Here is a 15435-nt window from a genome sequence, read left to right on the forward strand (position 1 = left end):
CACAGGGATCTTGGGTCACTTCTGACACCCCTACGAAATCTTATCTGATGGGAGCTAATGAGTGAAAGAATTAATGAAATTTTTGAAAGCACAAGCCAAAACCGAAGAGTTTGATGCAATCAAAATTGCCTTGGCATCACCAGAAATGATACGTTTATGGTCTTTCGGTGAAGTTAAAAAACCAGAAACTATCAACTATAGAACATTCAAACCAGAACGAGATGGACTTTTTTGTGCACGCATCTTCGGACCAGTAAAAGACTATGAATGTCTATGTGGTAAATATAAACGACTTAAACACCGTGGTGTCATCTGTGAGAAATGTGGAGTTGAAGTTACTCAAACTAAAGTCCGACGTGAACGTATGGGGCATATTGAGCTCGCCTCCCCAACAGCACACATTTGGTTCCTAAAATCTCTCCCATCCCGCATTGGATTGCTACTCGATATGCCATTACGTGATATTGAAAGAGTGTTATATTTTGAATCATATGTAGTTATTGAAAATGGAATGACAAGCCTTGATAAGAACCAACTTTTGACTGAGGAACAGTATCTTGATGCTTTAGAAGAATTCGGTGATGAATTTAACGCTCAAATAGGAGCAGAAGCAATCCAAAGTATATTAAAAAATATGGACCTAGAACAAGAATGTGAGCAGATACGTGAAGAACTGAATGACACTAACTCTGAAACTAAACGCAAGAAAATAACTAAGCGTATTAAATTACTTGAGGCATTTATCCAATCTGGTAATAAGCCAGAATGGATGATCTTAAACGTCCTACCCGTTCTACCACCTGATTTACGCCCTTTAGTACCATTAGATGGCGGTCGTTTCGCAACCTCAGATTTAAATGATTTATATCGTCGCGTAATCAATCGTAATAACCGATTAAAACGATTATTAGATCTAGCAGCACCAGATATTATTGTTCGTAATGAAAAACGAATGCTTCAAGAAGCAGTAGATGCATTGCTCGATAACGGTCGAAGAGGCCGTGCAATTACTGGATCTAACAAACGTCCTCTTAAATCTTTAGCTGATATGATTAAAGGCAAACAAGGGCGCTTCCGTCAAAACTTACTAGGTAAGCGTGTTGACTATTCTGGTCGTTCAGTTATCACTGTAGGTCCATACCTTCATCTACACCAGTGCGGATTACCAAAAAAAATGGCACTAGAATTATTTAAGCCCTTTATATACGGTAAGCTCGAATTACGTGGTCTAGCCACTACCATTAAAGCAGCTAAAAAAATGGTGGAGCGAGAAGAATTAGTAGTGTGGGATATCTTAGATGAAGTTATCCGAGAGCACCCTGTTCTTTTAAACCGTGCACCTACTCTGCATCGTCTAGGCATCCAAGCTTTTGAACCTGTTCTTATAGAAGGTAAAGCAATACAGCTTCATCCATTAGTCTGTGCAGCATACAATGCAGATTTTGATGGAGATCAAATGGCAGTCCACGTGCCTTTAACAATGGAAGCTCAGCTTGAGGCTCGAGTACTAATGATGTCAACCAACAATATTCTCTCTCCTGCGAACGGAGAACCCATTATTGTTCCCTCTCAAGATGTTGTGTTAGGTCTCTATTACATGACCCGCGACTGTATTAATGCTAAAGGTGAAGGAATGCTTCTCGGTAGTCCGAAAGAAGCTGAACGTGTATATCGTGCTGGACTCGCCTCTCTACATGCCCATGTGAAAGTGCGTATCACTGAGAACGAGAAAAATGAATTAGGTGAATGGATTACTAAAACTAATATTATCGACACTACGATTGGACGCGCCATACTGTGGATGACAGTACCCAAAGGTCTTCCTTATTCTATCATCAATCAGGTCTTGGGTAAAAAAGCTATTTCTAAAATGTTAAATACTTGTTACCGCATCTTAGGACTTAAGGCGACCGTTATCTTTGCTGATCAAACTATGTATACCGGGTTTGCCTATGCAGCGCGCTCAGGAACATCAGTCGGTATCGACGATATGGTAATCCCTGAAAACAAAATTGAAATTATTAGCCAAGCTGAATCAGAGGTAGCAGAGATCCAAAATCAGTTTCAGTCTGGCTTAGTAACTGCTGGAGAGCGTTATAATAAAGTAATTGATATCTGGGCTGCAGCTAATGAACGTGTTGCTCAAGCTATGATGGAAAACCTCTCTACTGAAGTTGTTCTAAACAAACATGGGATAGAAGAACGACAAGTATCTTTTAATAATATATTTATGATGGCCGACTCTGGAGCACGAGGCTCTGCAGCGCAAATTCGTCAATTAGCTGGTATGAGAGGACTCATGGCTAAACCAGATGGATCTATTATTGAAACACCTATTACTGCAAATTTTCGTGAAGGATTAAATGTACTTCAATACTTTATTTCTACACATGGAGCACGAAAAGGTTTAGCCGATACTGCGCTTAAAACCGCTAACTCTGGCTATCTCACACGACGACTAGTAGATGTAGCACAAGACTTAGTTGTAACTGAAGATGACTGTAATACACATACTGGTGTGATGATGACGCCAGTTATTGAAGGCGGTGATGTAAAAGAACCCCTGAGAGAAAGAGTTCTAGGACGTGTAACTTCAGAAGACGTTTTAATACCTGGAACGATGGAAATACTATTACCGAGAAACACACTTCTCCACGAACAACAATGTGATTTATTAGAAGAAAACTCAGTAGATAGCCTGAAAGTTAGATCAGTAGTGAGTTGTGAAACTAATTTTGGTGTATGTGCGCACTGTTACGGACGAGATCTCGCAAGGGGACATATTATAAATAAAGGTGAGGCTATTGGCGTAATCGCGGCGCAATCTATTGGTGAACCAGGCACACAGCTTACCATGCGAACCTTCCATATTGGTGGAGCTGCATCTCGAGCAGCAGCAGAATCTAGTATCCAGATTCAAAACAAAGGACAGCTTAAGCTAATAAATGCTAAATCAGTAACTAACTCGTCAGGAAAAACAGTTATTACTTCACGTAATACAGAGCTTAAATTAATCGATATCTTCGGACGGACTAAAGAAAGCTATAAAATTCCTTATGGTGCCACTATTCTAAAAGGTGCCGGAGAAAATGTCATAGCAGGCGAAACAGTAGCTAACTGGGACCCACATACTATGCCAGTAATCACTGAAGTTAGTGGTTTTATTCATTTTACTGATATGGTTGACGGACAAACGATTACTCGTCAAACAGATGATCTGACAGGCCTTTCTTCATTAGTAATTCTAGATAATTCTGAACGAACTTCCGGTGGGAAAGATCTACGTCCAGCTTTAAAAATAATTAATAGTCATGGCGAGGATGTTATGATTCCAGGCTCTGATATGCCTGCTCAATATTTCCTTCCCGGTAAAGCCATTGTCCATTTAGAAGATGGTATGCGGATCAGTGCAGGTGACACCCTAGCTCGTGTACCACAGGAATCTGGGGGCACCAAAGACATTACAGGAGGGTTACCACGTGTAGCTGATCTGTTTGAGGCGCGCCGACCAAAAGAACCAGCTCTCCTAGCTGAAATTAGCGGCATTATTTCCTTCGGAAAAGAAACTAAAGGGAAAAGAAGACTTGTAATTACACCAATCGATGGAAATGAACCTTATGAAGAAATGATTCCAAAATGGAGACAACTAAATGTATTCGAAGGTGAACGTGTAGAACGTGGTGACGTAGTGTCAGATGGACCTGAGTCACCTCATGATATTCTTCGCTTACGCGGTGTACATGCAGTAACTCGTTATATAACTAATGAAGTACAGGAAGTCTATCGTTTGCAAGGAGTAAAAATTAACGACAAACATATTGAAGTAATTATTAGGCAAATGCTCCGTAAAGCAACCATTCAAAGTACAGGTAGTTCTGACTTTTTAATTGGTGAGCAAGTTGAATTTTCACGCCTCAATATATCTAATCGACATCTTGAGTCTAATGGGAAAATTCCAGCAACCTATGTCCGGAATTTACTTGGTATTACCAAAGCCTCTCTGGCCACTGAATCTTTTATCTCTGCGGCGTCTTTCCAAGAAACTACCCGCGTATTAACTGAAGCGTCTGTAGCAGGAAAAAATGACGAACTACGCGGATTAAAAGAAAATGTTATAGTAGGACGTTTAATACCAGCTGGTACCGGATATGCATATCACAAATCCCGTTCTCGACGAACATCATCAGATATCGGAAGATCTATTGAAAAACAATCGATTACAGCAGATGAGGCTGCTGCGAACCTATCCGAATTGCTTAACTCTAGCCTTGGTGAATCTACTACTAAATTATTGTAAAAATTATTTTTTATTAATATACATCTAATACCTGAACCCTTTTTAAGGGTTCAGGTATATTAAAATATAGTAAAATAGCTATCAGACTAAGTAAATTTTCTATGGATCGAGATACTCAAGTTACTATTTTGGTGTATCTGGATGAATAGTCTGATAACTTATAAAACAAGTACTCAAACTAATGGTATATGTCTAGGATATACAATCGCACGAAGAGATTTATCTTATTACAGAAAAGAGGATAGAGAATGAACTGCGTATAGAAATCTAGTAGTATCAATGACCGATAATCTAAATCTTATTTTTAATAATTTTGATATTCTAATTGACTTTACTCATCCGAATACAATACTAAAAAATTTTAAATTATGTCGACAAATTATAACACATAGTCATTGCCTCTATTGAATGAGACCAAAACTCAAAATATGATTAAAGAGGCAGTATTAGAGGTATCTTGAATATATGTTATTAACTTTAGCATTCGAGTTAATCCAGCACTAAATTACTAGAAAAATACAAAAATTGTAGATACTTATGCTAATATCGAAATTATAAAAGCTTATCATCGTCATAGAATTGATTACCATCCGGTGCTACACAAGATATTCCTTCAATAGTCTAAAGAAATCGGATGAAATTTAGATCGACCTTATTGGATGATCTAGTATCTAAGCAGGAGATACTATCGAAGATGACACAGTATTGCTTTTACTAGAAAGCTCTAAAAAAAATCAAGATAGTTGGGTCATCTAAATCCAGTTTTTTCACATAATAAATATACTCAACTTACATGATATTTGATACTACATAACATACAAGTTGAGTAAAAAGAATCTAACCCTTAATCAGATTGGTTATTTAACCTTATGTTGACCAAGATCGGTTACAGGATTTTGCATAAATCGCAAAAAGTTGCTATCTGGATTAAGTATAATTATATCTTCTGTACTATTAAAACTATTATCGTAGGCACGTAAACTACGCAAAAAAACGTAAAAATCAGGATCCTGACTAAAAATAGAAGAAAATAACTGAGCTACCTCCGCATCCCCTTCTCCTCTAGTAATTAAAGCTTCACGTCGAGCCTCTGCTAAAGTATGTTCAACTTCATAATCTGCTTGAGCCCTCACTATAGCAGCTTCTTCTGCTCCTCTTGCACGCTGACTTCTAGCGACAGATTCACGTTCAGCTCTCATTCGAGCATAAATAGCATCAGAAACTTCTGTAGGTAAATTAATTTGTTTGATGCGGACATCAATCACCTGAATGCCCAATTCAGCCATACTATTTTGGTTAATCGGTAATATGACTCCAAGATTATCCTGATCTGCACTACCAGTATTTAGTGAATCACGTACATCAGTCGTTAAACGACCACTAAAATCATTCACAATCTCTTGGACATCTAACCGACCAATTTCAGAACGAAGGCGATCGCTAAACTTACGTTTAAGCAAAATTTCGGCCTGGGCAATATCACCACCTCCCGTCGCAAGATAATAACGACTAAAATCACTTACGCTCCATTTAATATAGGAATCAACAATAAGATCTTTTTGCTCTTTAGTAACAAATCGATCTGCCTGATTATCCATAGTCTGAATCCGTGCATCTAGTGACTTTACTGACTCAAGGAAAGGAATTTTAAAATGCAGACCAGGTGTATAAACTAAAGGCTGATTATTATTATTGCGTAGGACCTTACCAAAACGCATCATAATACCGCGCTGACCTTCTTCTACTATGAATGTTGATGTATAGAACACTATTAAAATAACTGATACAAAGACAAATATCTTACGCATCATTAATCTCTCCCTTCATTCAGGGCATGACCACGTTGAGCATAGGCTCGACGCTGCTCTATAATATCTTTATTGTTATTTCCCTTACCACGATTAATAACATCAGAGGACAAATTGTTTAAATGACTATCTTTTCTAATTTCAGTGCTATCATTCGATCTAACTATTTGACTTTTAATTAACTGATCTATCGGCAAAACCATCAAATTATGACCTTTATCACTAATCAGAACTTTATGACTATGACGCATAATTCGCTCCATGGTTTCAATATAAAGACGTTCACGAGTAATATCTGGTGCCAATCTATATTCTGGTAAGATTCGTGCAAAACTATCTACCTCTCCCTGTGCTTCTAAGGTAATACGTGCTTTATAAGCACGAGCTTGCTCTAAAATTCCTTGTGCATCACCACGAGCACGGGGTAATCTATCATTAGCATATGCTTCAGCTTCACGAACAACTTGTTCACGATTTTCTCGCGCAGCTATAGCATCATCAAAAGCAGCTTTTACATCTTCTGGTGGCCGCGCTGTCTGAAAGTTAACATCTAAAAGAGTGATGCCCATGTTATAGGCACTGATAGTTTCCTCTAGTTCACTTTGAGTTTGGCTTCGTACTACGGTTCTACCTTCAGTTAGAATACGATCCATAGTTAATCGACCAATTACACCTCGCAAAGCACTATCAGTTGCCTGACGCAAACTATCATCCGCATCACTTACAGAAAATAAATAACGCTCTGGATTAGTAACCCGATATTGTACATTCATTTCTACACGCACTACATTTTCGTCTGAAGTCAGCATAGTACCAGAAGCTGACAACTCCCGTACTGCTTTAATATTTACTGCTTTAACCTCATCAATAAAAGTTGGCTTCCAATTTAATCCTGGTGTCACAAGATGACTAAATTTGCCAAAACGCGTAATTACTCCTCTCTCAGCTTCCTTGATAGTATAAAGCCCACTAAGAAACCAGATTAATATTATGACTCCTAAGACTATAATGCTAATAAGACCTTCAGTTCTTCCCATCAATCCTGGCGTTTTTCGACGACCATGATTGTTAGTCTTATTCTTGTCATTTCCTGATCCGAACCCACTTATCTTATTACGCAGTTGACGGAAAACATCATCAAAATCAGATGACCGTTTATCAGAAGCCCCTTCATTCTTTGAAGAACTACCATTGGCAGTTTTACTGCCTCCCCAAGGGTCTCGGTCCTGTCCATCACATCCAGGCTGGTTCCAGGCCATATTTACACTCCATCAATTATGTATGCCTAAGTATCCACAATGGGACACACATGTACGAAACACATTTTATTCCAGCACTTTACTATCAGCGATAGTAACTCTATTAAACACAAATGCGCTACCACATCAAATCCTCATTCGGATCTCTTCTAAACAAGAGTATTATTGATAATATACATCAAAGATAACACTTAAATCTATAACGAATCTTACAGAAAATAATTCTATTATAAAACCACAATCCAAATAAATTAAAATAATAGTTTCTATTTATATTTCAATCGATAGACATATTATATTTAATATTGTTACAACTTAACCTATACCCTATTTCCCAACAAATTAAATTAAGTACCAATAATATCAATTAGTCTTTCTATATTAATCAAAATTTTTCTATAAACATACTTTCTATTTTCAATCATCTCTACTAAATTAGATACGCAAGAAGAAACATTAACTTTTTTTCTATTAATCTAGCCTATCTTCAATGTTGGAATATTTCTATAATATAACTAATGCATAAGAAACTTCAGAGTAACTAAAGACATTGCATCTACTTAAACTCTGTACCTCGATGATACAAAACGATAAGCGAACTCATAGCTATTTGTATTATATTAATCTTGTTCTCAAATTAAAAACATTTCATGTTTATATAAATGAAATATATTATTAAGTTGAAATAGATCTACAAATATTTCCTTAAAATCCCATTTTAAAATAAAAAATCACTGCACAATCAAATATTACTTAATCTATTTCTATAGATGATAGAGATGGATTATAATATTAATTATAAAATAATCTACAATAGAGACCTTCTATACCCTTATCAAATATATGATTAATGTTATCTATATTATATCCATCTGAAATAAGAACAGAATTTATTAAATTTATTAATAAATTAATCATATTTTTATATCAAAGGCTTGGTTTATAGATGATTGACGATTCTTTTGATAAAGAACCCTCTAATCATCTAGCCTATATTAAATATTCAAGTTTGAATACGATCCTTATCAATATACGAAATACCGGTCAGATTACTACTATGATAACTGGTACTATGATGAGAGTTAACGTTACTAGAAGTTCCATGATGATTATGATGTAAAAATTGACGCGATGGAACCACAGTAGAAATTGCGTGTTTATAGACCATTTGACTAACAGTATTTTTTAACAAAACAACAAACTGATCAAATGACTCAATTTGACCATATAATTTTATACCATTTACTAAATAAATAGAAACTGGAACACGTTCTCGGCGTAGTGCATTTAAGAACGGATCTTGCAATGATTGCCCCTTAGCCATGTTCGCTGTTCCTTAAATAGGCTGATTATTTCTAAATTTATAACCACTATAATTAATAGTCGCTAAGAAAATATGAACAATTCATGTACTATTTTTTACAGAATCACCCTTTTGAAGCCCCTACAACCTTCAATATTTTATTATATGCTATATCAGGTTTCTCACTATCTAACCAATTTAAATCATCTTTCCAACTACGAAGCCAAGTCATCTGTCGTTTTGCTAAATGCCGAGTAGCATATATAGTTTTCTCTACCATATTGGCATAGTTAATATCACCAGACAAGTAGGACCACATTTGACGATAACCCACACAACGCATAGATGGCATTTTACTATGTAAATCACCACGAGAATACAAAGATCTTACCTCATCCTCAAAGCCTAACTCCAACATCCGATAAAATCTACATTCAATACTTTTATGAAGAAAAAAACGACTCACTGATGCTATAACAAATTGAAACACATTATATTGTAAAATTTCCCCTGAAGTTTTATGTAATTCAGTTAAAGTCTTACCAGAAATTAAAAAAACTTCTAATGCACGCGAAATTCTCTGAGAATCTTTTATATGAATCCATTTTGCTGATATCGGATCTATCTCTGCTAACTGACTATGCAAAAATGACCACCCTGTTTCATTTGCTCTCTCTTCTATCAACTGACGGATTTTTGGATCTGAAGAAGGTAAAAATGATAATCCTTCTAACAAAACCTTATAATAAAACATTGTTCCCCCAACAAGAAGAGGGATGTGCCCACGTCGTGTGATTCTAGCCATCGCAGTCAAAGCATCATGCCGAAAAGAAGCAACAGAATAAACCTCTTTAGGATCACGAATATCTAATAAATGATACGGTGCAAATCCTAACTCCATTTTCGATGGTTTAGCGGTACCAATATCCATACCTCGGTAAATGAGCGCTGAATCAACATTAATCAACTCTACAGGTAAAACCTGATATAGTAAATATGCTAGTCTGGTTTTTCCAGACGATGTAGGCCCCATTAAAAAAATTGCTAATGGTAGAGAAGTCATAATAAAGCACTCATTTTTCGAGTGTTAATATATACCTTACATATTAATTCGATTTAAATATTTCATGAATGATTATACTAACTTCAGAAGAGGCTTGCAATATCATCCAGTCAAACAAACTAATAGAAGCGCTATTAAAAATAAAAACTAATCACCATGGTAATATTAGACAACCTTTTAACCAATTTATAACAATAAAATTCATCTTAACATTTTTAGAATAAATCTGTATATGTTTTCTTCTTTTTATTAAAAGAAATACCAAAAGATTGTATCCTCTCCTATCAATATAATGACAACTACACTCCAATCTACTTTTTATATGATCTAACTTGTATGTGAATTTTTCATAGCACACTCTCTGATATGAACATATACTTAAATATTAATAATACAACTGAATAACAAAACCATAGTATTATATGTCTAATTTAAATTTACTAATAGTGAATAAATTAAAACTATCTAAAATAACTAAAATTAATTAAGATATAAGGATTTTATAAAAGAAAAATTTTATTTTAAATATAGTAAATACTCTACTAAATAGATTTTTGTAATATATTTTATTAAATATACATTTAAAACATCTTTTCATCTATTTAAATCTTCAAACCCTACTACTATGATAAAAATAAAAAAAGAAAATTAAACTGTTAACGCAAATTATTTCGTTTGCTATCCAAAAAATACATTTATAAAAAATAAACCAATATTCACTATTAATCTAATATTCTCTAAGAAAAAGATACAATATCGATTGTAATATTGTTCCTATAAAGATTAATTAATAGAAGACTTCTATCTTTCTTAAATTTTTGTATTTTCTATAAATATCATAGCGATATAAAACTTGCTATTTATAATAATATTTACCTAACGATTTAAGAAAATAATGAAAAATATAATGCTAGAAAAATCTATTTCCTAGTTTTCACATTTATCCTTGATATTCTGAAAATACTTCTTTCAATTAAAACGTCTATAAATACTGTCTGTAGAATCAATAACTTCTTAATAAGAAAATCTAAGTAGAATAATCTTTCTAAGATCAACATCTGAATTATGTCATTTTATAAATATTCAATATTAGCTATAAACTAACAATCGAATAGCAAGTAAATAAATCGTATTTATACTATTTAATAGTGCTGAATGTTATATGCAAAAATGAATATTTTCTACTGAAAGAAATGTCGTGTTACAAATTGAAGTAACTACTTTATCAAGTTTTTTATTTTCCAATACATTAATCCGTGCATTACATTCCTTGCACTAGTTTATAGCCAGAAATATAAAATAAATATTTTGCATATACTAAATAATATTTGCAATCCACATTACTTTTTTTTAAACCTAATCTTTACTGACTGTGAGTAATTGTTATTTGTATCAAGCTAATAGTCATCAATGTTTCTTTATATTTCTGTCAGTTGACAAGTTGAATAAAAAATAATTACGCAATCCTTGATATATAGATTTAGTCAGCTTCTTCTGATAATCACTACTTTTCAGTAACTTCTCTTCTGATGGATTACTAATAAAACCAGTTTCAATTAAAAGAGAAGGAACTTCAGGAGAACGTAGCACCCCCAGACTAGCAAACATTGGTTGATTTTTATGTAATGAACTAATAGATTTCAGCTGTGTAATAATCTTATTTGCTACATCATACCCAACTTTCTGAACACGCCCAAATTGGAGGTCTAGCAAGGCTTGGCGAACAGAGGGATCTGCCTGGCCATTAGCTAATAAACCTTCAGTACCACCTAGTACTGGAAAACGATTCTTATTGTGTTCCAATCGACTCGCCATTTCAATCTTAATACGGTGGTTGGATAGTACCCATACTGAAGCACCAGAGACACTGCTATTTGGTACAGAATCAGCATGGATAGATACAAGTAAATTAGCCTTTTTCTTACACGCTACATCTGAGCGATCTAATACAGAAATAAAATAATCACCACTACGAGTCATTACTCCTTTAAACATTGGATCAGAATTTAAAAGTTTTTGAAGCTTGTAAGCTATAGCAATAGTCACATTTTTTTCTTTTAACCCACCTCTTCCAATAGCACCAGGATCTTGTCCACCGTGCCCTGCATCAATGGCCACTACCACCTGGTGACTACTATTTTTTCCACCAGTCAGTTTCTTTCTATTTCCAGGAATTTTTACAAAGATAGGTGGCGACGAATAAGGTAGAATATTTACTTTTTGTGAATACATTGTAGAATGAATACAAGATTTGGAATGACGAATCAATCCAAACCTCTGTCGATCAAAAGTAGAAATACTTAATACAAGGTCATAATAAGACTTATGATGACCAGTTAAAACCCTAATACTAGCGGAGGAAGCTAAATCTATAACCAAGCGGGTTCTTTTATTATTTCTTTCTGAACGAAAACGTATTCTTTTAACAAGATGTTTTTTATTGAAACTTGATGGTAATGTAGACAAAATAGGACCTTGAGACAAATCTAGCATCACGCGATAGGGTTGATGTAGCATAAACACGGTATATATTGGTTCAGAAGAAAATCTTAAAGTAATATGCGCCTCACTTTTACTATTAAAAAAAGGAAAATGTGATACAGCACAAACATTAGAAGAAAATAAAAAACACAAAAATAAAACAAAGTATAAGAACTTAAAATCTTGCATTATATTACATCGCATGTACTAATAATCCGGTGTAATATCTCTATAAATATGAATTAGAGAGAATTAATAAAAACGTATCAGAAGCTTTTATAAAAACTAAAATGTAATAAAAATATAGTAAAAGCAATAATAATAAGACCATTATGAATCAATTACAGACCACCTCTAGAGAACTCTTCTGAATAAAAGACATGAGTTTAATCCTTAAAAATAGATTCTCCATTAAAGATGTGTACCTTTTAATCAAGAATTATAAAAAATAAAAACCAATCTAGACTCAATAACTTCACTGAGTACTGTGATTATTTTATATCTTTAAAAAAGACCAAGAATATTAAAGTAATAAAATAATAAAACTAGTCAAGTTACTCTATATAAATTAAAAATTCATATAACTTGTTGAATATACAATATTATAGAACCTAATAGAAAATTACAAATATACAAAATAATATTAATATAAAAATATTGTCGTTAACAATTTAATATGCTGAGATATTTAATAATATCAAAATAACAAAATAATTAAAATTGGATATCTACAATTTCTGAAAAAATTCACTCATAAAGATATAACGATTGCTATTTAAACAACTAAAATAAAATGTTGATAATTATTAAAGAACTAAACATATCACATGAATCCATTGTTTTACATTAATTAATAATAATATCTCATGAATTATCAACAGAACAGCCATTCTATCTAATAAAATAGACTAATTTTTTATAACTATAGTTCTTGTCATTAAAATAATTAAATATATTAAAATTTATAAGCTATTTTAGTTGATAAGATGATTAAATATTATTCATAGAAGGGAAATGATATATCTATATGTACAATCTACCAACATAAGCTAAATTACTAACTAACTGCAACCAATATCTCACAATATCTATAAAAATATTATATTACTACAATACAACTTAATTATTACAATAATTAATAAATATTATATTTTATCCCTAAAATATACTAAAATATAACTTATCTTAAAATACATAGACTATTAAGCAATCGACTTAAATCAAAATAATTATTTTCACTAATAATATTTATGAAATAAATAAAAATTTCAAATGATATTCCAATTGACTTCTGATAATTCAATTATTCACTCAAATTATTATTTATAAAATAAAAATCAAAAAACACAATATCTTAAAACAGCAATATCTCATTGTGATTCTATGAAATATTCAATCATTATTATCTCTCTTACTAAAATAACAAATTTATTCTTAAAAAGTCATAAATAATTATAACACTGATCATGAGTAGAAAAACCTTATTATTTAAATAATATGAAGACAATTTTAAAACAAAGAATATAAATCACAAATCCTTCTAATCTAAAATTTAGTAATAAGAATTCAGTAATCTTATGAAGACAACACATTACAGTACTTAAATAGATAACTGATAGAAAGAATACAACATAAAATAAGATTTTATATCATAAAATACTCTATCTTTGTTTATCCTATGTCACAATACTATTATGATCCCTAGAAAAAAAAGAATAATGAAAATTACAGATTACTTTTAATCTACTACATAAAACATTGATCATCCAATATATAATAATTAATTATTGCGCTATCTGAACTATCTTAATCTTATCAAATATTGACTAATATAAAACTCTATGTGAAATAATCTGATTTTTATCAGATATTAATTAGTAAGACATTACCTTAAATTTCTAAGATTAGACTTCATATTACAACAATACTAAAACTAATTTTTAGAAAACGAAACTATAATATAGACAAAAATAGACTTTCTATTGAGAAAGAAAGATAATCTTAAAATACATTATTAAAAATAAATAATAAGATACTACTTTTATTAAAATCAAAAAACCATGGAATAATAAAAATATTTTATTAATCATATATAGAAAATTAGGAGAAAAATGAAAAATCAAGATAAATGGCGTCCAAGTGCGTCCCTTTATAATTTAATACAACGATCAATCACAATCAAAAAAATCCGATACTTCTTTTCTAAACGAAATATTTTAGAAGTAGAAACACCGTCTATGAGCAGATATACAGTAACTGATATCAATCTCTCACCATTCCAAACACACTTTATGTATCCTAACTGGACAAAACAGAACAAGAAATTCAGTCTATGGTTAACTACTAGCCCTGAATACCATATGAAGCGTCTTTTAGCATCAGGAAGCGGAGCTATTTATCAGTTAAGCCGTAGTTTTCGGAATGAAGAGATAGGGCGCTATCACAATCCAGAATTTACAATTCTAGAATGGTATCAACCTGGATACGACATGTATAACTTAATGGATGAGGTGGATCAGCTATTACAGTTTATACTAGGCTGTAAACCCGCTGAATCCCTATCATATCAAGAGGTATTTTTACGTTACTTAAACATTGATCCTCTATTAGAAAATAAAAAAAATCTCTCTGAAGCAGCACAAACACTCGGAGCAAGTAATGTCACAAAAAATGAAAAAAATCGAGATATTCTCTTGCAACTTTTATTTATAAACGGAATCGAAGATAAAATTGGAAAAGAAAAACCGATTTTTATCTACAACTTTCCAGCAAATCAAGCTGGCCTTGCAGCAATTAGTTCAAAAGATTTCCGTGTTGCTGAACGTTTTGAGGTTTATTTTCAAGGCATTGAATTAGCAAACGGATTTCATGAACTAACCGATAGCAAAGAACAACGAAAACGCTTTAAAAAAGATAATCAAAAGCGCAGTGCCATGAACTTACCGATACATCCTATTGATTTGTATCTTCTTGATGCACTGAAAACAGGAATGCCAGACTGCTCTGGTGTTGCAGTCGGTGTAGACCGTTTAGTTATGATAGCACTAAAAGCAAATCAATTAAGTGAAGTTATTGCCTTTGCAGGAGATCGCTGCTGAATAAATATATAAACATCTGGTATAATTAACTAATTGATCTAATACCTTCTATGAAGATTAAATTTTCACATCTCTCTAAACAAGCAATATTATAGATTACCATTAATTATTAACTATCTCGTATAC

Annotated in this window: 8 protein-coding genes and 1 pseudogene; 4 read left to right on the forward strand and 5 right to left on the reverse strand. The window is 32.8% G+C overall.

Features of this window, described 5'->3' with window-relative positions; genetic code table 11:
• The first annotated feature begins 61 nt into the window (after window positions 1-61).
• Together rpoC and ERCIPICE3303_RS03350 are read left to right on the forward strand one after the other, a co-directional pair.
• The gene (gene rpoC / locus ERCIPICE3303_RS02045) at window positions 62-4297 is read left to right on the forward strand and encodes a DNA-directed RNA polymerase subunit beta' (RefSeq protein ID WP_157991070.1); all 4236 of its coding nucleotides are present in this window, start codon (window positions 62-64) and stop codon (window positions 4295-4297) included.
• Between the two features lie 276 nt (window positions 4298-4573).
• Window positions 4574-4705 (forward strand): annotated as a pseudogene (locus ERCIPICE3303_RS03350) (hypothetical protein); the annotation flags it as partial.
• A gap of 449 nt (window positions 4706-5154) precedes the next feature.
• Here the strand turns inward: ERCIPICE3303_RS03350 and hflC are convergent.
• Together hflC and hflK are read right to left on the reverse strand one after the other, a co-directional pair.
• Entirely contained in the window at window positions 5155-6105 is a 951-nt protein-coding gene (hflC, locus tag ERCIPICE3303_RS02055; protein WP_416046612.1) for a protease modulator HflC, read from the reverse strand.
• 2 nt (window positions 6106-6107) lie between these two features.
• A complete protein-coding gene (gene hflK, locus ERCIPICE3303_RS02060) occupies window positions 6108-7364 on the reverse strand; it encodes an FtsH protease activity modulator HflK (RefSeq protein WP_157991073.1) in 1257 nt (418 codons plus the stop codon).
• A 22-nt stretch (window positions 7365-7386) separates the two neighbouring features.
• Here hflK and ERCIPICE3303_RS02065 point away from each other — a divergent pair, with 22 nt between their 5' ends.
• Window positions 7387-7533 (forward strand): hypothetical protein, encoded by a 147-nt coding sequence (locus tag ERCIPICE3303_RS02065; protein ID WP_157991074.1) that lies wholly within the window; start codon window positions 7387-7389, stop codon window positions 7531-7533.
• Window positions 7534-8367: 834 nt separating this feature from the next.
• Here the strand turns inward: ERCIPICE3303_RS02065 and hfq are convergent.
• The 3 genes from hfq to ERCIPICE3303_RS02080 form a co-directional block, all read right to left on the reverse strand.
• Window positions 8368-8688 (reverse strand): RNA chaperone Hfq, encoded by a 321-nt coding sequence (gene hfq, locus ERCIPICE3303_RS02070; protein ID WP_157991075.1) that lies wholly within the window; start codon window positions 8686-8688, stop codon window positions 8368-8370.
• 103 nt (window positions 8689-8791) lie between these two features.
• On the reverse strand, window positions 8792-9730 hold the full coding sequence (gene miaA / locus ERCIPICE3303_RS02075; RefSeq protein WP_157991076.1) for a tRNA (adenosine(37)-N6)-dimethylallyltransferase MiaA: 939 nt from the start codon (window positions 9728-9730) through the stop codon (window positions 8792-8794).
• Between the two features lie 1407 nt (window positions 9731-11137).
• Window positions 11138-12415, reverse strand: a complete 1278-nt coding sequence (locus tag ERCIPICE3303_RS02080) for an N-acetylmuramoyl-L-alanine amidase (protein WP_157991077.1) — start codon at window positions 12413-12415, stop codon at window positions 11138-11140.
• Between the two features lie 1907 nt (window positions 12416-14322).
• Here ERCIPICE3303_RS02080 and epmA point away from each other — a divergent pair.
• Entirely contained in the window at window positions 14323-15309 is a 987-nt protein-coding gene (gene epmA, locus ERCIPICE3303_RS02085; protein WP_157991078.1) for an elongation factor P--(R)-beta-lysine ligase, read from the forward strand.
• Window positions 15310-15435: the final 126 nt, after the last annotated feature.

The organism is Candidatus Erwinia haradaeae (genome assembly GCF_900699015.1).
GTDB lineage: Bacteria > Pseudomonadota > Gammaproteobacteria > Enterobacterales > Enterobacteriaceae > Erwinia_E > Erwinia_E haradaeae_E.